Raw genomic sequence first — 21,881 nt, forward strand, 5'->3', positions numbered from 1 at the left:
TAAAATAAGCGTATGCCAACTTATTTAATTTAAAAATTTGACTTAATCCAACGTATTGCTTTACGAGTCTGCTTTTTGACACCTTTAAACATACCAACTACATTTGGATTATTTATTATCGTTTTTTTGCTTTCTGCTGGATGCTCAAAATTATATTGTAATAGCCCCAAAACTGTTGCATATTGTGGCTTATTCACATAATCGGTCAAGCCTGCAATATTGAGAGGGCTTCCCACTCGTACGTGTGCATTAAAGATATTTTTTGCACATTTTACAATATCTTCTATTTGTGAACCACCACCCGTAAGAACAAAACCCGCAATTAATTCCTGTTTTATCCCTTGGTAATATAAATTTTGACGCAATTTTAACAGATCTGCGTTAATAAGATTAAATAAATCGCTATAACAAAGTGCTGTAATTTCTGCAACGTGTGCTTTCGTATAAATTCGGGGAGCCCCCCCAGCTAAACCTGAAATCGAGAATTTTTTATCGGCATTCATCGTCGGTGGTGAAACCGCACTGCCATAATTAACCTTAATGATTTCAGCTTCTTTGCGAGACGTCGTAAAAACTTGTGCAAGATAATCCGTTACATTATTGCCACCAAACGGATATGATTTACTAAAGCGTAATGCACCATCAACGTAAACCACCACATCCATCGTGCCCGCACCAATATCAATCAAGCAAATACCAAGCTCTTTTTCCTCTTCTGTAAGCACCGAATAAGCAGAGGCAAATCCCGAAAAAACAATATTGGCAACAGACAATCTCTGATTCGATTCTACCGCATTAATTAAATTACGTTTCCAATCTTGGTGAGCTGCAATTAAATGCACATAGGCAGTGAGACGATTACCTGACAAGCCAATTGGACTTTTTGTCAGCGGTAAATGGTCTACTTTAAACTCTTGTGGCACTATGTGTAGCATCTCTAAGCCATTAGGCAATCGAATAGAGCTTGCATTATGTTTCGCTTCTTCCACGTCCTCTTTTGTAACTACATTCTCTAAAACCGCCTGCCCCATTTCATTAAGCCCTGTAATATGAGCCCCTGAAATACTCAGAATCAGATCAGAAATTTCAAGATTGTTTGCAATTGATTCAGCCTCAGCAATCGCATTATCAATAGCACGAACAACTGCATCTAAATCAACAATCCCTCCTTGATTTGCCCCTTTTGAAGGAGAAACTCCAGTTCCTAACACTCTAATTACACCATCAGGTAAGGTCTCACCAATGACAACAACTGTTTTGGATGTCCCAATATCTAACCCAACAATGTAATCCTCATCATCAATATTATCAGTCATTTTATTTTCGTTCGTTTGCAATTAATTATTTCTGTATTGGATAGAAACCTACCGCTGCACCGTGTTCATAACGTAAATCGACATACCCCAAACGCTGTCCTTCTGGCACCTCAATTTCAGGGAAAATCATCATAAAGCGGTCAATTTTTGGCGTCCATTCTCCACGTCCTAATCTTAACTCAATATTATTCGCTAATGTAATCGACCAAGAACCACGATTATCCATCGCCAGTGATTTAAGTGATAAATTGCGAAATGCTAATTCCGTTTGAATTTTACCCCACGCTTCAAGTACTTCTTTACTTTCCGCATCAGGTCCAAACATTATCGGTAAACCTGTTTTATCAAACCGTTCTGGGGGTAAACTAAATACAACCCCTTGATCAGAAAGATAGTGAATATTATTCCACACAGCTACAGGTTTATGCTCAACCAGGCTAATACTTAAGCGATCAGGATAGGATTTTCGCACAATCACATCTTTTACCCAAGAGAGTTGTAACAACTTATCTTTAACCTCTTGAATATCTTGGGCAAAATATCCTTTTAGAACAGGTTCTTTGGCTAAAGTTTCACGAATATCCGCATTTGTTGTAAATTGCGTTTTATGAGTTAACGCATAAGCACGAATCGGCGTTCTATCCAAACTCTCAAGAAGTACCGACCAATTTGCATATACCGTATAAATCACAATCAACCAAAATAATAAAATCAATGGTTTAATTGAAGTGAGCCAACTCATCGGCAGAAAATGTAACTTCGAACCGATATGCTCCTTAGCAAGGCGAAAATAATTGGGTTTTCTCTTTCGAGCAAACTTAGCCATTACGCACTTAACTCCAACACACGTTCAACTAAACGTTCAAAGCTATAACCGACAGTCGCTGCCGATTTCGGAAAAATACTGTGGCTGGTCATCCCTGGACAGGTATTTACTTCCACTAATCGAAAATTACCCTTTGCATCTTCCATCACATCAATACGACTCCAACCACGGCAACCCACCACATCAAAGGCTTGTTTCACAATTTTTGCCACTTCTGCTTGGCGTTCATCGTTTAATGCAGGCACCACATATTGGGTGTTGTCTGAAATATATTTTGCGTGGTAATCATAAAACTCACCCTCTGGAATCACTTGCACCGCTGGCAACACTTCGCCATCTAACACCGGCACAGAATATTCCGCCCCTGCTAAAAATTCTTCAACTAACACAATGCTGTCAAATTTTAACGCTTCTTCAATCGCAGGTTGTAATTCCGCTTCAGTTTTTACCTTGAACACGCCAACGCTTGAGCCTTCACAAGAAGGTTTAACAAACACTGGCAAGCCTAATTTTGCAATAATCGCTGCAGAATCAACCGCTTGTCCGCGTTTTACCACCACCATTTCTGCAGTCGGTAAACCAACAGCTTGCCATAATAATTTAGTGCGGAATTTATCTAAAGTGATTGCTGATGCCATCACGCCACAGCCTGTGTAAGGAATGCCCATCTGTTCCAAAGCACCTTGCAACACACCGTTCTCACCAATGCCACCGTGTAAAATATTGAAGACACGTTGAATCCCTTTTTCTTTTAATTTTTCAATTGGGAACTCTTTGGTATCAATACCTTCCACATCATAGCCAAGGCTTTTAAGGGCTTCGGTTACCGCTGCACCAGAGTTTAACGATACCTCACGTTCCATCGAAACGCCACCAAATAACACTGCAATTTTTTCGTTTTTAATGCTCATTGTATTCTCAATTTTCTATAAAGTGGGCTTTCTTGCCCTCTATGATATTTGGTGGGCAAAAAAACCCACCCTACAAGCGATGTAATTTGCAAAATATATTGCAAAAACAACCGCTTACGCTTTCCAACTCTCTGCTAAATCACGCGACAATTTGCTCACGTTACCCGCACCTTGTGCCAAAATTAAGTCGCCATCTTGAATAATTTGGTCTAACACTTCGCCTAATTGTTCCGTATCAGACACTAAAATCGGGTCAACTTTGCCTAAATTACGAATTGAGCGACATAACGCCTTACTATCTGCCCCAACAATTGGTGCTTCACCTGCGGCATACACATCCAACATCACTAAAGCGTCTACTTGCGAAAGTACTTGCACGAAATCATCGAACAAATCACGCGTACGAGAATAGCGATGCGGTTGGAACACCATCACGATACGTTTATTTTCCCAGCCTTGACGAGCCGCTTTAATTGTTACGTCCACCTCAGTTGGATGGTGACCATAATCATCCACCAACATCACTTTACCATTTGGGCGAATAAATGAACCCAATTGGTCAAAGCGACGCCCCGCTCCTTGGAAATCTGCAAGTGCAGCTAAAATCGCTTCATTAGCAATGCCTTCTTCTTTAGCAACCGCAAGTGCCGCAGTCGCATTTAAGGCATTATGACGACCAGGTACGTTTAACAGCACCTCAACACGTTCCCCGTTCGGGCAAATCACCGTGTAGTGTCCTTGGAAACCTGTTTGTTGGTAATCTTCAATACGGTAATCTGCATTTTCACTGAATCCGTAAGTAATCACTTGGCGACCTACTTTCGGTGCAATTTCCATCACTGTTGCATCATCGGCACACATCACTGCCAAGCCGTAGAAAGGCAAGTTACGCAAGAATTTAACGTAAGTCTCTTTCATCTTCTCGAAGTCGCCACCGTAGGTGTCCATGTGATCTGGCTCGATATTAGTGACAACCGAAACCATGGGCTGCAAATGTAAGAATGACGCATCACTTTCATCTGCCTCCGCTACCAAATAACGGCTTGCGCCCAAGTGCGCATTTTTACCCGCAGATTTTACCAAACCGCCATTTACGAAGGTTGGATCTAAGCCAGCTTCAGTGTAAATCATTGAGATCATTGCAGTGGTTGTAGTTTTGCCATGGGTGCCCGCAATCGCAATCCCGTGGCGAAAACGCATAATTTCTGCCAACATTTGTGCACGTTGAATCACAGGAATACGTGCTTCTTTTGCCGCTTTTACTTCAGGGTTTTCTTCATTAATCGCACTGGATGCCACCACTACGCTCGCCCCTGCGATATTTTTCGCACTGTGCCCAATAAAAATATGAGCTCCTGCAGCAGTAAGACGTTTCGTTACAACACCATCAGCAATATCCGAACCACTAATTTTATAGCCTTCGTTCAATAATACTTCAGCAATACCACTCATCCCCGCACCGCCAATGCCGATAAAATGAATTTGGCTCACACGGCGCATTTCAGGCACGAGTTTTTTAACTTTATCTTGGAAATTTTGCATTTTATATTCTCTAAATTAATGACTTTCTTCCACAATCACTTCCGCCACACGTTTTGCAGCAGTTGGCGTAGCTTTTACTCTGGCTTTGATTGCCATCTCGGTTAATTTAGTACGATCAGCAATCAACGGCTCTAACACCGCTAACAGTTTTTCTGGCGTAAATTCGGGTTGCTCAATCACATAAGCTGCCCCCGCTTCCACCAAATATTCCGCATTTAAAAATTGCTGTCTATCTTTATGTTGGAACGGCACAAAAATAGCAGGCAAACCCGCGGCAGCAATTTCGCATACCGTTAATGCCCCCGAACGGCAAATGACTAGATCCGCCCATTCGTAAGCGGCTTTCATATCATCGATAAACTCACTTGCCACGCCATTGCCTGTGGCGTGATAAACCTCTTCGACGTCCGCTAATTTTCCCTTACCCACTTGATGGCTAATGAACACCTGATTGCCCAACACTTTCGCCACTTCGGGGACAGTTTGGTTAATCACTTGTGCTCCTTGACTACCGCCCATCACTAAAATGTTGATCGGGTAATCACGCTCTGCAAAACGTTGTTCTGGTGCTTCAATCCCAAATAAATCTTGGCGAACAGGGTTTCCTACCACTTCTGCATTCGGGAAAGCATTTGGAAAGGCTTGCAACACACGGCGAGCAATTTTTGAAAGCCACACATTGGTTAGCCCTGCCACCGCATTTTGCTCGTGTAAAATCACAGGTACACCGCAAAGTTTTGCTGCAATTCCACCAGGACCTGACACATAACCGCCCATCCCAAGCACCGCATCTGGCTTGAATTTTTTGATGATTTTGTATGCTTGCAACACCGCCCTTAGAATGGCAAAAGGGGCTGTTAGCAAGGCTTTTACGCCCTTACCTTTTAGCCCTGAAATTTGGATAAATTCAATCGGAATACCGTGCTTGGGAACGAGATCTGCTTCCATTCGATCTTTTGTGCCTAACCAACAAATTTCCCACCCTTGTTGCTGTAATTCGCGTGCAACGGCAATCGCGGGAAATACATGCCCCCCTGTTCCACCTGCCATCACTAATAATTTTTTTGCCATTGATATTCTCTTTTTTGCTTTATTTTTTGGATAATTTTCTGTTGTAAAGAAAAAATGCTCAATATTCTACAAGAATTTACACTTTTTCGGAAAAAGAAAACGGTCAATTTTGTAAATTTTTTCACAACATCGACCGCTTAAACTCAATTTCCCTTCGCACGGGTGTAACCAATTCTTTCCAATCGATTTTCGTGGTCAATCCGTATTAAAACTGCCATCGCAATAGAAAGAATAAGCATACTTGAGCCACCATAACTGACAAAAGGGAAGGTTAAACCTTTTGAGGGAATCAAGCCAGATGCACCACCTAAGTTAATTGCACCTTGTAGTAAAAACCAAATCGCAATACCACACGAGAAATAACCATTAAATCGTTTTTCCATTTGTAATGATTCCTTACTAATATGTATCGCACGAAGCACTAAAAACATAAAAAGGAAAAGCAAAAATAATGTACCAACTAAACCAAACTCTTCACCGATAACAGCAGTGATAAAATCGGTATGTGCTTCAGGTAAATATTCTAATTTCTGAATTGAATTGCCTAAACCTCTTCCCCAAATTTCTCCCTGACCAAATGCCATTTGTGAGTTGGCAAGCTGGAAACCATCACCATATACATCAACAAAAGGATCACGATAAGCAGTCCATCTCTTCATACGATATTCCGAGGAAAGCACGTAAATCACAAAACCTATGCCTCCAAGTGCAATAAGCCCTATAAATTGAGTTCGTTTTGCTCCCATCACAAACAGCATACCAAACGCGATAGCGAAAATAATGGACATACTACCTAAATCGGATTGGAAGTTTAAAATTAAAATAAATACAAACACAACAGCAAGAGGACGCCAACCACTATGCCAAGCTCGACGGAGTTCATCATAACGACGAACATAAAAACTCGCAAAATAAGAAATTACCGCTAATTTCGCTAATTCAGATGCCTGAAAGGTCACCGAACCAATTGAAAGCCAACGTTTCGCCCCGTTAATTTCTTTACCAAAAGGAAGTACTAAAGCAAGTAAAATAACAGAAATAATAAAAAACCAAATATTATATTTTTCCCAACGGCTCATTGGCTGCTGAATAAAAAAGGCAAAAATGCACAATGAGACCAAAATATAAGCCCCGTCCATAATGGCAAAATAAAACGGCTCATTATGCAAACGCCAGCTCACGGGAATAGAAGCAGAACTCACCGCTACTAACCCGATCATCAATAAACTCACATAGACCCAAAGCAACGCTCGATCATAAAGCAGGTCTTTAGGGGTGATACGAAACCAATTATCAAACCCCGTTTTGATTGCTTCTAACATTAAGCCTTTTCTCCTTTCGCCAATGCCATAAAAATATCACCGCGTTGTTCAAAGTTTTTGAACTGATCTAAGCTTGCACAGGCTGGCGAAAGCAACACCATATCGCCTTGTTTTAACTGCGGACGGATTTTTTCCACCGCTTCATACATCGTCTCTACCAACACACTTTGGCTAGAGAGTTTCGCCAACGCTGCCCCATCTTGCCCGAAGCAGTAGCAAACGATATTCGGTTTGTTGATTAACGGTTTCAGTTCTGAAAAATCTGCCGCTTTACCGTCTCCGCCTAATAGTAAATAGAGCGTGCCCGCTACCTCTAAGCCGTTCAGTGCTGCCACTGTGCTGCCCACATTAGTCGCTTTGGAATCGTTCACCCAACGCACGCCATCATTAGTTGGCACAGCTTGGAAGCGGTGTGCTAAACCACCGTAGATTTGCAATGCTTTCACAATGCCTTCGCGAGGAATACCCGCCGCATCAGCTAATGCCATTGCCGCTAAAGCGTTCATCTCATTATGGCGACCGTGAATCAGCATCTGTTTCGTACCCATCACCGCAGTTTCACCCGCATAAAGTACACCGTGGCGTAAGGTGTATTCCGCATTGTGTTCTGCAAAACGAATCAGATTTTTGACCGCTTGTTCAGGATATGTTTGGGGATCTTCGCCATTCACAATGACATTTTCTGCATTGTTATAAATTTTAAGTTTTGCTGCACGGTAATCCGCAAGTGAATCATATCTATCCATATGATCTTCACTCACATTCAGTACGGTTGCCGCAACCGCTTTGAGTGAAGAGGTCGTTTCAAGTTGGAAACTTGAAAGCTCCAATACATAAAGCGCATAATCACTATTTAACAAGCTTAATGCAGGCACGCCGATATTGCCGCCCATTCCGACTTTAATACCTGCTTGCTTTGCCATCTCAGTCACTAATGTTGTGACCGTACTCTTACCATTTGAACCTGTGATAGCAATAATTGGCGCGGTTACCTCACGGCAAAACAGCTCAATATCGCCCACCACTTCTACGCCTGCGTTAATCGCTTGCTGAATTTCAGGCGTTGCCAATGCAAACCCTGGACTAATCACGATTAAATCGGAATTAAGCAACCACTCAATATTTAATCCGCCTGTATGTAATGGAATTTCTTTTGATAATTGTTCGATTCCAGCTGGTTTCTCACGGGTATCAATCACCTGTACTTTCGCATTTTTATCTGCAAAAAAATCGACACAAGATAAGCCCGTTTTGCCCAAGCCTATAATCGTTACTGTTTTATTTTTGTATTGATTTTGCATTTTTTATTCTCTTTTTGTTGTCTTACTTTCCCAACTATCCGCAAGCTAGGAGGTATAAATGACTATCTCTATGGCTAACTGCTCATCCATTGATAAAATAGGCTTTATCCCACCTTTGATTTTTCATCATATTTTGGTGGAAGAAAGCCTACCCAACTGACCTTAACGCAATTTCAATGTTACTAAGCCAATTAACACCAGCATTAAAGTAATAATCCAGAAACGAACAATAACACGCGGTTCTGGCCAGCCTTTTAATTCAAAGTGGTGATGAATTGGTGCCATGCGGAAAATACGTTTTTGACGAAGTTTATAAGATCCTACTTGGAGAATAACGGATAAGGCTTCCACCACAAACACGCCACCCATAATCACGAGCAATAATTCTTGGCGAACCAATACCGCAATCGTGCCTAATGCACCGCCTAATGAGAGTGAGCCAACATCTCCCATAAATACTTGGGCAGGGTAGGTGTTGTACCACAAAAAGCCTAAGCCCGCACCAACGATGGCAGTACATAAAATCACTAATTCCCCTGCATTTTGGACGAATGGAATATGTAAGTATTGGGCGAAGTTGTAGTTACCTGTTGCCCACGCAATCAGTGCAAAAGCACTTGCCACCATAATGGTGGGCACAATTGCTAAGCCGTCTAAGCCGTCAGTCAGGTTCACAGCGTTACTTGTGCCGACAATCACGAAGTAAGAAAGCACCACGAATAAGATGCCAAGCTGTGGCATAAATTCTTTGAAGAATGGCACCACCAGCTGTGTGGCGGTAGTATCTTTACCGATGGCATAAATGCCCAAAATGGCAACCAAGGCAATGACAGACAACCAGAAGTATTTCCAACGAGGAATTAAACCATCGGTATTTTTACGTTTGATTTTCCAATAATCGTCCACAAAACCGACGATCCCATAACCAAATAAAACAAACAACACAAACCAAACATAACTGTTGCGTAAATCTGCCCAAAGCACAGTACTGATACCAATAGAGGCTAAAATCATCACACCGCCCATCGTTGGTGTGCCGCGTTTTTTGAAGTGGCTTTCAGGCCCATCATTACGTACTTCTTGCCCGAATTTTAATACTTGTAAACGGCGAATAACAGTCGGCCCAATCCATAATCCAATGCCAAGAGCAGTCAATAACGCCATAATGGCACGGAAAGTAATATAAGAAACGACATTAAACGCCGTATTAAACTGAACAAGATATTCAGCAAGCCAAACTAGCATAATAAATCCTTAAAATTGAATATGAAAAGCACGGCATAAATCCGCAATCAAAGTTTCCATTTTTTGGCTACGAGAGCCTTTTGCCAATAAAACAAGCGGTTGTTTTTCTGCAATTTTTTGCGAAATAATCGGTAGCAAGAAATCGCTCATGGTTTGCTTGTCGGTAAAATGATGCTGTGCATTAGCACTAATCACTGCACTTTCTTTGCCAAAAGAGACGATTAAATCCAACCCTGCCTGTTGTGCAAAATCAGCGACTTCTTGATGGCATTGCGTACTCTCTTTGCCAAGTTCCGCCATATCGCCGACTGCAAAAATACGGAATGCGGGGTAATTTTTCAGCACAGAAATCGCTGATTTCATCGAATCAACATTCGCATTGTAAGTATCATCAATCAGCAAACAATGCTCGTTAATTTCAACAGGATATAAACGTCCTTTCACTTGTGAGCGCTGTTCAAGCCCAGCTTTCACATCTGCTAAACTTGCGCCAACTGCCATCGCTAACGCGGTTGCCGCTAGAGCATTAGAAACGTTATGTGCGCCTAAATAAGACAAATTGATTTCAATTTCCTCTTCAAAGGCATGCAAAATGAAAGTTGAGCCGTTTAAATTAAGTGAAACGTTTTCCGCCCAGAAATCGGCGTAAGAATCGGTATCTGATCCTGTGTAACTAAACGATTGCAAGCTGTGCTCGCCAATCTCTTTCGACCATTCAGGGTAATAATGTGCCAAGTTCACAATTGCCGTTCCACCCGCTTTTAAGCCGCGGTAAATCTCACCTTTCGCCTCTGCCACGCCTTGAATCGAGCCAAAACCTTCCAAATGGGCAGGGGCAACGTTATTCACTAAACAGGCATCAGGTTGGGCGATTTGTGTGGTGTAAGCAATTTCGCCAATATGGTTTGCACCCAGTTCTACCACCGCAAATTTGTGTTGCTCAGTTAGACGGAGCAAGGTCATCGGCACACCTAAATCATTGTTCAGATTGCCGAAAGTATAAAGCACTTCGTCTTCACAAGTGGCCGTTTTTTGCAAGATTTTTGCCGTCATCTCTTTCACGGTTGTTTTACCCGATGAGCCTGTCATGGCAACCGTTTTAGGATTCAATGTGCTTTTCAGCCATTTCGCTAATTCACCTAAAGCTAATCGCGTATCCGCCACAATAATTTGCGGTACAGCAATCGGCAATTCACGCTCAACAACGAGTGCTACACAGCCTTGTTCTAGCGCTTTTTCTGCATAATCATGTGCATCAAATTTTTCGCCTTTTAATGCAAAAAACAAGCCATTTTCGACCGCTTGTCGCGTATCGGTACTGACTGTCGTTACCGTTACATTACCATCACCAAACATCCTTGCATGAAGGATTTCGGCGATTTGTTGGGTTGTTTGTTTAATCATTGTTCTATCTTTTCTATGAATCTTTGATAAAGAAGGTTAAATATCTTTGCTTTACCACAAAAATACTCCGCTTACGGAATTACTTTTCATTGGCTTAAATAAAAATTTCTTCACAGAAATTTTATTATATTTGGATAATTCAGAAGGAAAATAAAATTACTTCATTCCATCTAGCAATTTATTTGCCCAAAAAAATTTAGAATATCTCACTAAAGAGACATAAGCTAAAGTTCCAAAACATAATAAAAACATAAGACTAATTGTAATAAATTGCCCTATTTCTATTTGATTAAACGGCTTAAATTGGACCAATGCCGATGGTATCAATGATAAAAATGCAAAAATAAAATACAATCTCGCAAATGCTTTTTCTTTAAACTTATAATTCTTTTTATAATTTATCTTCCCATCTTTTAAAATTAATTTATCTGTATATAAAAATGCCCTTATTAAGTTTATATCTTTTTTCTCATCAAAAATGTATTTAACAGCAGATTGAATCTCTGAAGATACGATTTCAATGTTAGGTCTTGCAATTTTACATAAAATAATATAAAGATCTTCTTTTAAGTTTTTAGGAATTACATTTGAGTTATTTATCATATCTTCTAAAAAATAAAACTCACTTATAAGTTCCGAAGGTTTCTGCTTAAAGGCTTCTACATATTTTTTGGCTTTTAAATATCCTATAAAAGCAACTATAATAGAAAAAATAGCTTTAATATTAACAGAATCTAGTTGAATTAAGTAACTATACAATTTAGTTACATCAGGCAAAAAATCCATAATCTTATCCTATATTATTGCAAGCAACCAACAGCCACTTCCTGATCCGAAAAATGATGCTTGGTCGTGCCGATAATTTGATAATCTTCATGTCCTTTGCCAGCGATTAAAATCACATCTTGCGGTTTCGCTTGCAAAATGGTAGTTTTAATCGCTTGTTCGCGATCATGAATAACTTGAACAACATCAACATTCTCAAAGCCCTTAAGAATATCTACCATAATTTTCTGATTATCTTCAGTACGCGGATTATCATCTGTCGCAATCACACGATCTGCAAGCTGTTCAGCAATTTTTGCCATCATTGGACGCTTACCTGCATCACGATCGCCCCCACAACCAAAAATACAGTAAAGTTCGCCCTCACAATGCAGACGTGCAGCTTGTAATGCTTTTTCTAAAGCATCAGGCGTGTGAGCATAATCAACCAACACTAGTGGGCGATTTTCCGCAGTCACACACTCCATTCTACCAGCCACGCCTTTAAGAAGAGGTGCGGTTTCAACTAATTTTTGCAAATCATGTCCAAGCACTAACAAGCCAGCTAACGCTAGCAGTAAATTGGAAACATTAAATGCCCCAATTAACTGGCTATGTAAAGTACCATTGCCCCAGCTTGATTCAAATTCAATAGTCGCACCTTGTAAGGTAAACGCAACACGAGTCGCTTTAACATATCGGTGTGAAGTTTGAAAATCAGGATTTACGCTTACTGCAATGGCATCAGGTAATTTAGCTAACCAATCCGCACCTGTTTCATCATCTGCGTTTAACACTTTAGCCTTAGTGTTAAGCTCACTAAACAAACGGAATTTTGCTGCAGCGTACTCTTCCATTGTGTGATGATAATCAAGGTGATCTCGACTTAAATTAGTAAACATTGCCAAATCAAATTGCAACGCTTCCGCACGATACTGCACTAAACCGTGAGAACTCACTTCCATCGCACAAAAATCAGCACCAAGTGCAATAAAGTTTGCAAGATTTTGTTGATTTTCAACAGCAGAGCCTGTAGTGTTAGCCGCTTCTTGAACTTGCCCGAATAAACCGTTGCCGATGGTTCCCATCACTGCCGATTTACCGCCTAGCAAGTTATGCCATTGGGCTAACAGCTGAGCCGTTGTCGTTTTGCCATTTGTGCCAGTAATGCCCGCTAACGTTAATTTTTCGCTTGGGTTGGCATAAAATTCGCCCGCGATTTGCGAGAGCAATTTTGGCAAATGTGGCACACTCAACACACAAGCGGTAGCATTTACAAACTCTTTGGCAATTTCGACCGCTTGTACGCCTTCGTCCGCTTCCGCCAAAATCAGGCTTGCACCTTGTTCAATCGCTTTGGGAATAAAAGTTCTGCCATCCACATTATGCCCTTTTAAGGCAATAAACAGATCGCCATTGCTGACTTTGCGGGAATCGAGCGTCATTTTTGCAAGCGGTGAAATTTGCACGTTATCTTGCAATTGAGGGAAAAAGGTGAGTAATCGTTTCATTATTCGGCTTATTCTGTTAAATTATCTGGTTTTATATTATACGCTTTTAGCGTATAGCCCATAATTTGTGAAAACACAGGAGCGGAAACCGCACCACCATAATATTTGTCTTTGCTTGGTTCATTAACCAGCACCACCAATGCAAAACGCGGGTTACTTGCTGGTGCAAGACCTGCGGTATAAGCGAGGTATTTTTCTACATATTGCCCTTTCTCAAGCTTACGTGCTGTCCCTGTTTTGACCGCCACGCGATAGCCATCAACCATTGCGCGAGCTCCGCCTTCGCCTTTTTGTGCTACGCTTTCCATCATATGCACGACATCACGCGTAATTTTCTCAGGCAATACACGTTCGCCAATCACAGGGGGATCCACTTTGGTTATCGAAAGTGGGCGATAAATGCCGAAGCTGCCAAGGGTTGCATAAGCACGAGCTAGTTGAAGCGGGGTAACATTCAAGCCATAGCCATAAGCCAAGGTTGCTCGTTCAATATCTGACCAACGTTTGCGGTCACCATTGGTGCCGCGCTGTTCACCCAAGCCTAAGCCTGTATCTTTACCAAAACCAACTTTGCTATAAGTATCAACCAGTGCAGTAGAAGGCATACGCAATGCCAAGCGGCTCACCCCGATGTTACTTGATTTTTGCAAAATCCCCGTAATAGAAAGGCTATCTCTCGGTGCCACATCGCGGATGGTGTGCCCATTTACCACAAATGGATGGGTATTAATCACTTCGTCACGATAGGTCACGCCATTTTGCAAAGCGGTTAAAACTGTAAAAGGTTTTACCGTTGAACCTGGCTCGAATGTATCGGTAATCGCACGGTTACGCATCAATTCCGGTTTAAATTCCGAACGGTTATTAGGATTAAAAGACGGTGCATTCGCCATCGCTAAAATCTCGCCCGTTTGCACATCCACCAACACTGCCGTGCCTGAAATGGCATTGTTCTCTTTTACCGCATTTTTAATTTCGCGATAAGCCATCGACTGCAAATCTTGATCAATACTCAACACCACATCTTGCGGGTTGTACTCTTTCTCATCACGAATATTCTCAATAATATTGCCACGGGCATCTTTACGAATAACCTGTTTACCGCTTTTACCAATGAGTAAAGCATCAAAGCTACGCTCAAGCCCTTCTGAGCCGTGTTTATCGTCAATGTCGGTAAAGCCAATGAGCTGCGAAGCCTCTTCCACTAACGGGTAAAAACGGCGAGATTCTTCACGTAAAACTATCGCATTTAATTTTAACTCTTGTGCATAACGGGCAATACTTTCTGTTTCGTGGCGTGCTAAATAGATAAAACGTTGACGATGAGCCTTATATAGGCGATCCATCATTTCGCTATAAGGCACTTTTACACTTTTTGCGAAGGCTTGCCATTTGTCACGCTCTAATTTGGCTTCAGCATTCTCTAACTGAACAAAATACGAATTTGGATTTTGCCTCACCTCTACTAATTTTTCAGGTGAAATGCCCGTAGATTCTGAAAGCAATGTCCAATATTTGGGGGCTTGCGTATTCAAAATAGCACGAGGATCAATATCCACTTTTTCAGCAGAAAGGTTCTTTTTATCTAAGAATTGTTGAATACTTTTGACCATCTTGCTTTTGGAGCTCCCCGTTTCAATGGCAAGAGCGATCAAGGTTTCTTCAGAACGTTTAATCTTGCTATCAAAATATTCGCGTGGGTCGATGGTAATAGAATACATCGGAGCACTAACCGATAAAAATTTACCGTTTCGATCTAAAATACTCCCACGTGTGAAAGGCAATTCAATGGTGCGTAGAGAGCGGTTGTTTGCTTCTTTAATTAAGCGAGGGGAATGAATGACTTGCACCACAACGGCTTGCAAAACCAGTGCAAAAACAGCACTACCCACAAGCCACCAAATAACACAAAAGCGTTTTGGGAGATAACTCGCTTTCTCTTCTTGATTTTCATCACTATTCTTTTCTTGTTTACGTTTGAAAAAATCAAAGAATGGTTTTTTCTTATCTTTTTGTTTCACTCCCCGTGCCATGCTGAATTCCTATTTTTTCTCTAATAAAATGACTTCTTGTTCTTTCTTAATGGATTGTAATTCTGCTTTAGTGGCAAACGCGTTGATCCGATTTTCTCGGCTTGCACTATTTTCTTCGAGTTGTAAGTGAATATATTGGTTTTCTAACTTACGATTAGCCTTGACTAACTTGCCTTGCTCTGCGGTTAAAAGGCGTGTTTGGGCAGTAATCCACACCGTTGCAAGTGCGGTAACAACAATTAAAGCAAGCAATAACAACGCGAATTTATTCCGCCCAATTAAATCTTCAAAAATTTCCTGTCCTAACGAATAACGTTCATTTCCTGCCATACCCTTTCCTTAAAATGCCTTAACGCTTCTCTGCCACACGTAACACCGCACTGCGTGAACGTGGATTAGCATCAATTTCTGCCTCACTTGGCATAATCGCTTTGCCAACAGCTTTCAGTGGAATATCTTTATTCAACTCGCTTTCTAAAATCGGTAAACCACGCGGTACTTCTTTGCCTCTGCTGTTTTTCTTGATGAATTGTTTCACCATTCTATCCTCCAACGAATGGAAGCTGATAATCGACAAACGCCCTTCGGGGGCTAACACGCTTAATGCAGAGTTTAACGCTTTTTCCAGCTCATCCAATTCGCTATTGATAAAGATGCGAATCGCTTGGAATGAGCGGGTCGCAGGGTGTTTGTGCTTATCTTTAAACGGCACAGCATCGCTGATAATTTGAGCTAATTGCAAAGTACGGGTAATTTTTTGACCGCTTGTTTTGTTGAAATTCACGATAGCCGTTGCAATACGTTTAGCAAAACGTTCTTCACCAAATTCTTTCAGCACCCACGTTAAATCGTCAATCGAAACTTGATCGAGCCATTCGGCAGCAGATAAGCCCTTGGAGGTGTCCATTCGCATATCGAGCGGCCCATCACGCATAAAGCTAAAACCACGCTCTGCATCGTCTAATTGTGGAGAAGAAACGCCAAGATCGAGCAAAATACCATCAATTTTACCCGTTAAGCCCAACTCTTCGCACACTGCTGGAATTGCTGAAAAAGTGGTATGGAAAATCTGAAAACGCGGGTCTGAAATAGTTTTAGCTTCTTCAATTGCACGAGGATCACGATCAGTCGCAATTAAACGTCCCTGCTCGCCAAGCTGAGAGAGAATAAGTCGAGAGTGCCCACCACGCCCAAAAGTCCCGTCAATATAGATGCCGTTTGGCTTAACTGCCAAGCCTTCCACAGCTTCGTGAAGTAAAACGGTGATATGCTTATGGTGTGTGTCGCTCATCGTGTAGCCTTAAATGAAATGTTATTTAATAAGAGGTTATCACCAGAAAGAAGTTCCCTGGTTTCCCTGGCAAAAGGCTGAATTTTATCGGTTCATATTAGGTCGGGCAAGCGGTTTTCTAAATTTGTTTAGGATTATTGGCAAAAACTTGATACTATGCCCAACATCATTTCACAAGCGGTAAGATTTTCTAGAAATTTTACCGAGTTTCCTTTCACATAGGGGCAAGGGTTATCCCCACCCAATAAACCATATAAGATTTTAGGCAGAGATAAACTCCATCTCTATGCTAATAGCAACACGGTTGCTAGGCAAGAACAACAACGTTATTACAAAAATAAGAATTCAAATAAAAGAGAACCCAATGATAGTCGATCCTAATTACCAACAAGAATTAGAAAAATATGAAAACCCCGTACCCTCACGCGAATTTATTTTACAAACCATACGCCAATTTGATGCACCAATGAGCCACGAGGCACTACTTGAAGCCTTCCATATTTACGATGAAGAACGCACCGAAGGCGTGCGTCGTCGTTTACGTGCAATGGAAAATGATGGGCAGTTAGTTTTTACCAAAGGGAAACGCTATGCTCTACCTGAAAAAATGGATTTACTCAAAGGCACAGTAATCGGTCATCGCGATGGCTATGGCTTTTTGCAAGTTGAAGGAGCAGATAAAGGGGACGATTGGTTTATTCCAAACGTACAAATGAACCGTGTGATGCACGGCGATTTTGTGCTCGCTCAACCAAATGGAACAGATCGCCGAGGACGTAAAGAAGTGCGTATCGTACGCGTATTAGAAGCCCGTAAAAAACAGCTCGTTGGTCGCTTTTTCGTTGAAAGTGGCATCGGGTTTGTCGTGCCAGATGATAGCCGTATCACGCAGGATATTTTAATTCCTGATGAACACCGCCAAGGTGCTCGAATGGGGCAAGTAGTGGTAGTTGAGCTATTTGAACGCAAAGCCAGTTTTAACCGACCAATGGGGAAAATCACCGAAATTTTAGGCGATAATTTAGCTCCTGGTATGGAAATCGAAATTGCCTTGCGTAACCACGATATTCCGCATGTTTGGGGTGAGGCAGTTGAAAAACAGATCCGCCATTTTAACGAAGACGTCCCCGAAGAAGCGAAAAAAGGGCGAGTGGATTTACGAAATCTACCGCTTGTGACCATTGATGGCGAAAGTGCCCGCGATTTTGACGATGCGGTATTTGCCCAAAAAGAGCCAAACGGCTGGCGTTTATGGGTGGCGATTGCCGATGTAAGCTACTACGTTCGCCCGAAAACGGCTCTGGATTTAGAAGCGGCAAATCGCGGAAACTCAGTCTATTTCCCAAATCGGGTGATCCCAATGCTGCCTGAAGTGCTTTCCAACGGCTTATGCTCACTCAATCCGCAGGTGGATCGCTTATGCTTGGTGACAGAAATGACGGTTTCCGAGCAGGGTGAACTCACAAGCTATAAATTTTATGAAGCGGTGATGAATTCACACGCACGTTTAACCTACACCAAAGTGTGGAAAATGTTGGAGGGCGATGAGGCATTGCGTGAGCGTTATGCACCGCTTGCCCCACATATCGAAGAACTTTATCGCTTATATAATGCACTGGCAGAGGCACGCCAAAAACGGGGAGCGATTGAATTCGAAACAGTCGAAAATCAATTTATTTTCAATCCTCAGGGAAGAATTGAACGAATTGAACCGCTTGTTCGCAACAATGCACACAAACTGATTGAAGAATGTATGATTTTGGCAAATATCGCTGCGGCACGCTTTGTGGAAGGAGCAAACGAGCCAACGTTGTTCCGTATTCACGACAAGCCGAGCGAAGAGAAACTAACCAGTTTCAAAACATTTATTCGTGAATGTGGCTTAACGTGGAATGTAGGCTTAGATCCAACACCTAAAGATTATGCGACATTGATTAAGCAGCTTGAAGGTCGCCCAGATCGTGAGCTTATCCAAACGATGTTGCTCCGCTCACTCAAACAAGCAGTTTACGCAGCGGATAACGTAGGGCACTTCGGCTTGGCATTAACCGAATACGCTCACTTTACTTCACCAATTCGCCGTTACCCCGATTTACTATTGCACCGTGCAATTAAATATTTAATCGAAAAGGGAAAAGGTAATACCAGAAATTACACGGAGGGTGGCGGTTACCATTACAAATTGGACGACATCGATCAATTCGGAGATAAATGCTCTGCCACCGAACGCCGAGCAGATGAAGCAACCCGAGAGGTGGCAGATTGGTTGAAATGCGAATTTATGCAAGACCATTTAGGCGAAGAGTTTGAAGGTGTGATTTCCTCCGTAACGGGCTTCGGTCTGTTCGTAAAATTAGACGAGTTGTTAATTGATGGCTTAATACACATTTCTACGCTTAAAAACGACTACTACCATTTTGATGCAGACAGACAGCGTTTAGTTGGTGGTTCAGGCATCATTTACCGCTTGGGCGACAAAGTAAAAGTACAAGTAATCAATGTAAATTTAGACGAGAAAAAAATCGACTTTGCCCTGTTAGACAACTACCGCAAAGGAATGAACCTCGGTAAAACTGCCAAACAAAAAGCCAAAAAGGCAGAGAAACCGGTGTTCAAAGAAATGAAAACTTTCAAGAAAGAAAAACCTAGAAAGGAGAAGACGAAAAAGAAAAAACAAGCGGTGAAATCTAAGAAAAAAGTCACGAAAAAAACGAAGAAGAAATAACGAGGTTCTTTTCAGGTGGCATAAGATCTTTGCTTATGCCATCAATAAATACAAAGAAATTAATTAATATTCTTAATCCTTTCAAAATAATCCACAATTGCCTGAACGGCTATTCTCACTTTTTCTGACTGCATCCTCTGAAGAGTAACTAAATACATTGGGTTCTTCGGCAATTCCCATTCTGACAAAAGTTGCACAAGTGTGCCATCAGCAAGCTCTTTTTCTATCTCAATGATAGGCTGAAGAGAAATGCCTAAACCTTGTAGCGTTAAGTCTCGGCTTGCCAAAAGTGTATTGGTTTTAATACGATAGTTAGGTTGAATATGGGTTTTGCCTAAAGGGCCAGAAAATTGTAAATAGTCGGGATCAAGTGAAGCAAAATAAATCCAATCCAATTGATACAGCTCATCGGGCGTTTGCGGTAAAAAATGTTTTTTGATGTAATCTTTATGTGCCACGATTGCCAATTTCACATCATAAATATGACGGGCGATCATATTGTCTTCCAATGCACGCGTGCCGATACGTAAGGCGATGTCTATCCTTTCTTCAATTAAATCGACCGCTTCATCCTTAAAAGAAAGATCCATGTTGAAATCAGCATGTTCTTCCAAAATCAGCTTTAAGGCTTGAATAAGCGGAGAGCGGGTTAAACCTGAAGGGCAAGAAATTCTGAGCGTACCTGTTGGAGAAGATCGCAACAGCTCGACACTTTTCATCGCATTTTCAGCACTTCTCTGCATTTGGCTGGCGTGTTGATAAAAGGCTTCACCTGCTTCTGTAAGCGATATTTTACGGGTGGTGCGATTTAATAATTTAATTTTGAGTTGCTGTTCTAGCTTTTGGATCGACTGGGTAATTGCAGATGGCGTCATCGCCAACTTTTCTGCTGCAGCCTGCATTGAACCTCGTTCAATCACGGTCACAAAAACCGACATCGCTTTAAAATCATTCATCTTGCGTACTTTCTATTATTAAGCTGAGCTAAAAAGTTTATTTAGAAAAATCGGAATGATCAAGCAGAAAGATTCAATTACAATACAAGCCATATTTTTTATTACATTTCTTTAACTTTATTAGGAAACATTATGAATCAAGTATTTGAAAAATTCGAAAAACTTAGCCCAGTAGTATTTTTATTAGCACGTGTGGTTATCGGCTATATGTTCTTATTACACGGTACAGCGAAATTCTTTGAATTTCCCTTCTCAATGACAGGAGGAAACGGTAGTGTTCCTCTGTTCTCAATGTATGGGGTAGGCGGTATCTTAGAAATCGGCGGCGGTTTATTATTAGTATTAGGTTTATTCACTCGCCCCATTTCATTCTTGTTAGCAGGTCAGATGGCATATGCCTATTTCTTTATTCATGTAACACCAGAAACGGTATTAGATCCGTTATCAAATAAAGGCGAAATAGCTATTATGTATTGTATGGCATTCTTACTTTTCTTAGTGAAAGGTGCAGGTTCTTTATCATTAGATGCAAAATTAGCGAATAAATAGACCGCTTATTGAGACTTTACAAACAAAGATCACTTTCATTTCAAAAACAAAACCCAATCACTGTAAAAAATGATTGGGTTTTTTATTTTTCTATAAATTGAGCACTTGTTCGTTAGAAATTAATTTGCATTTTAATTTGTCCAAATTTTTGTTTTTCTAACTGCTTGCCTTTTGTAATACCGCCATTTATATCGAATAAAACATTACGATATTTAAATTTAAGCCCTGCATTATATTGCTGTTGGTTTTCAACATTATAAGCAAAATCATATCCATTCACATTAACTTCGCCATTACCTTGATTTGCATCATATCGAGCAGACAAAATCGGTGTAATTGAAAGCTCACCTAAGTTATAGGTGTAACTTAAATCAAGTTGAGCAAAAGCCGTTTTTACAGATATTGGGTTTACTTTAATGCGATCTTGATCTAATGCAAAAGCCGAGCTTGATAAGTAGCTATAACGAACACCTACTATTGGTGTAATACCAAAATTGCCAACATTAAAGACTTTGCCAGCTGTTAAGCCTACTTGTGCTGTGTGATGATCAAATTTCGCATTATTATTAATTTGTAAGTTGTTTTGGAACTTGCCATAACCTAAATCTAACGCCCAATACCAATCATCGGCAGAATATTTAGAATAGACATTCACTTGTGCCAAAGTATTTTTACTAGTTGCCTGATCAAAGTTATTACTATTACGAACATAAGTAAATATACCACCTAGTTTTAGATTTCCCGTTACCGCTTTATCCCATCCAAGTTGAGTTTGTGTACTTTGGGAACTAAAACGATGATATTGACTTGAGGAATAATTTTCGTTCATTGAAGTATTAGATACCCAAACGTTATATTGCCCCTCATTATCCATTTCTAGCTGATTAATATGTTGAGAAATCGTTTTACCTACATTTAATACAACAAATTGTGCTTTTGCCATTGCATCAGAAAGTACCGCATTGGTGTTTTTACTAATGAGATCGCGTTGTTCATTCTGAAGCGATTTTGCTGCCTTACTAACTGCTTCAGCTTTACGAGCTTCTTCAGCTTTGCGAGCCTCTTCCGCTTTACGAGCTTCTTCCGCTTTACGTGCTTCTTCCGCTTTGCGTG

At 41.1% G+C, this 21,881-nt stretch carries 18 protein-coding genes; 2 read left to right on the forward strand and 16 right to left on the reverse strand.

What is annotated here, in order from left to right:
* Positions 1-29: 29 nt before the first annotated feature.
* The 14 genes from ftsA to rsmH form a co-directional block, all read right to left on the reverse strand.
* Entirely contained in the window at positions 30-1,316 is a 1,287-nt protein-coding gene (gene ftsA, locus B0185_RS06810; RefSeq protein ID WP_005707247.1) for a cell division protein FtsA, read from the reverse strand.
* 25 nt (positions 1,317-1,341) lie between these two features.
* The gene (locus tag B0185_RS06815) at positions 1,342-2,142 is read right to left on the reverse strand and encodes a cell division protein FtsQ/DivIB (RefSeq protein WP_005707201.1); all 801 of its coding nucleotides are present in this window, start codon (positions 2,140-2,142) and stop codon (positions 1,342-1,344) included.
* Positions 2,142-3,053 (reverse strand): D-alanine--D-alanine ligase, encoded by a 912-nt coding sequence (locus tag B0185_RS06820; protein WP_005707250.1) that lies wholly within the window; start codon positions 3,051-3,053, stop codon positions 2,142-2,144. The genes B0185_RS06815 and B0185_RS06820 overlap by 1 nt, the downstream gene beginning before the upstream one ends.
* 114 nt (positions 3,054-3,167) lie before the next feature.
* Entirely contained in the window at positions 3,168-4,595 is a 1,428-nt protein-coding gene (gene murC, locus B0185_RS06825) for a UDP-N-acetylmuramate--L-alanine ligase (RefSeq protein WP_005707228.1), read from the reverse strand.
* 15 nt (positions 4,596-4,610) lie between these two features.
* A complete protein-coding gene (murG, locus tag B0185_RS06830) occupies positions 4,611-5,666 on the reverse strand; it encodes an undecaprenyldiphospho-muramoylpentapeptide beta-N-acetylglucosaminyltransferase (RefSeq protein WP_005707251.1) in 1,056 nt (351 codons plus the stop codon).
* 143 nt (positions 5,667-5,809) lie between these two features.
* Entirely contained in the window at positions 5,810-6,988 is a 1,179-nt protein-coding gene (gene ftsW, locus B0185_RS06835) for a putative lipid II flippase FtsW (protein ID WP_005707224.1), read from the reverse strand.
* Complete coding sequence (gene murD / locus B0185_RS06840; protein WP_005707256.1) at positions 6,988-8,289, reverse strand: UDP-N-acetylmuramoyl-L-alanine--D-glutamate ligase; 1,302 nt, start codon at positions 8,287-8,289, stop codon at positions 6,988-6,990. Before murD ends, ftsW begins: the two co-directional genes overlap by 1 nt.
* 162 nt (positions 8,290-8,451) lie before the next feature.
* Positions 8,452-9,534, reverse strand: coding sequence for a phospho-N-acetylmuramoyl-pentapeptide-transferase (gene mraY, locus B0185_RS06845; protein ID WP_005707185.1), 1,083 nt, complete (start codon positions 9,532-9,534; stop codon positions 8,452-8,454).
* A gap of 9 nt (positions 9,535-9,543) precedes the next feature.
* Entirely contained in the window at positions 9,544-10,938 is a 1,395-nt protein-coding gene (locus tag B0185_RS06850; RefSeq protein ID WP_005707190.1) for a UDP-N-acetylmuramoyl-tripeptide--D-alanyl-D-alanine ligase, read from the reverse strand.
* Between the two features lie 156 nt (positions 10,939-11,094).
* A complete protein-coding gene (locus B0185_RS06855; RefSeq protein WP_005707243.1) occupies positions 11,095-11,724 on the reverse strand; it encodes a hypothetical protein in 630 nt (209 codons plus the stop codon).
* Between the two features lie 14 nt (positions 11,725-11,738).
* Positions 11,739-13,214 (reverse strand): UDP-N-acetylmuramoyl-L-alanyl-D-glutamate--2,6-diaminopimelate ligase, encoded by a 1,476-nt coding sequence (murE, locus tag B0185_RS06860; protein ID WP_005707197.1) that lies wholly within the window; start codon positions 13,212-13,214, stop codon positions 11,739-11,741.
* An 8-nt stretch (positions 13,215-13,222) separates the two neighbouring features.
* A complete protein-coding gene (locus B0185_RS06865) occupies positions 13,223-15,247 on the reverse strand; it encodes a penicillin-binding transpeptidase domain-containing protein (RefSeq protein ID WP_005707230.1) in 2,025 nt (674 codons plus the stop codon).
* A gap of 9 nt (positions 15,248-15,256) precedes the next feature.
* The gene (gene ftsL / locus B0185_RS06870; protein ID WP_005707213.1) at positions 15,257-15,577 is read right to left on the reverse strand and encodes a cell division protein FtsL; all 321 of its coding nucleotides are present in this window, start codon (positions 15,575-15,577) and stop codon (positions 15,257-15,259) included.
* Positions 15,578-15,596: 19 nt separating this feature from the next.
* Positions 15,597-16,538, reverse strand: coding sequence for a 16S rRNA (cytosine(1402)-N(4))-methyltransferase RsmH (gene rsmH, locus B0185_RS06875; protein WP_005707183.1), 942 nt, complete (start codon positions 16,536-16,538; stop codon positions 15,597-15,599).
* A 364-nt stretch (positions 16,539-16,902) separates the two neighbouring features.
* On the opposite strand from rsmH, the gene rnr reads away from it, so the two are divergent.
* A complete protein-coding gene (gene rnr, locus B0185_RS06880; protein WP_005707203.1) occupies positions 16,903-19,263 on the forward strand; it encodes a ribonuclease R in 2,361 nt (786 codons plus the stop codon).
* Positions 19,264-19,322: 59 nt separating this feature from the next.
* Here the strand turns inward: rnr and B0185_RS06885 are convergent, their stop codons facing one another.
* Positions 19,323-20,219: a LysR family transcriptional regulator gene (locus B0185_RS06885; RefSeq protein ID WP_005707222.1), complete on the reverse strand. Its 897-nt coding sequence runs from the start codon at positions 20,217-20,219 to the stop codon at positions 19,323-19,325.
* Between the two features lie 132 nt (positions 20,220-20,351).
* Here B0185_RS06885 and B0185_RS06890 point away from each other — a divergent pair, with 132 nt between their 5' ends.
* Positions 20,352-20,768: a DoxX family protein gene (locus tag B0185_RS06890; RefSeq protein ID WP_005707199.1), complete on the forward strand. Its 417-nt coding sequence runs from the start codon at positions 20,352-20,354 to the stop codon at positions 20,766-20,768.
* A 112-nt stretch (positions 20,769-20,880) separates the two neighbouring features.
* Here B0185_RS06890 and B0185_RS06895 read toward each other — a convergent pair.
* Positions 20,881-21,881: autotransporter outer membrane beta-barrel domain-containing protein (locus B0185_RS06895; protein ID WP_143413718.1), on the reverse strand; the 1,001-nt coding region annotated here is incomplete at its 5' end.

Source organism: Haemophilus parahaemolyticus, from assembly GCF_002015035.1.
GTDB lineage: Bacteria > Pseudomonadota > Gammaproteobacteria > Enterobacterales > Pasteurellaceae > Haemophilus_A > Haemophilus_A parahaemolyticus.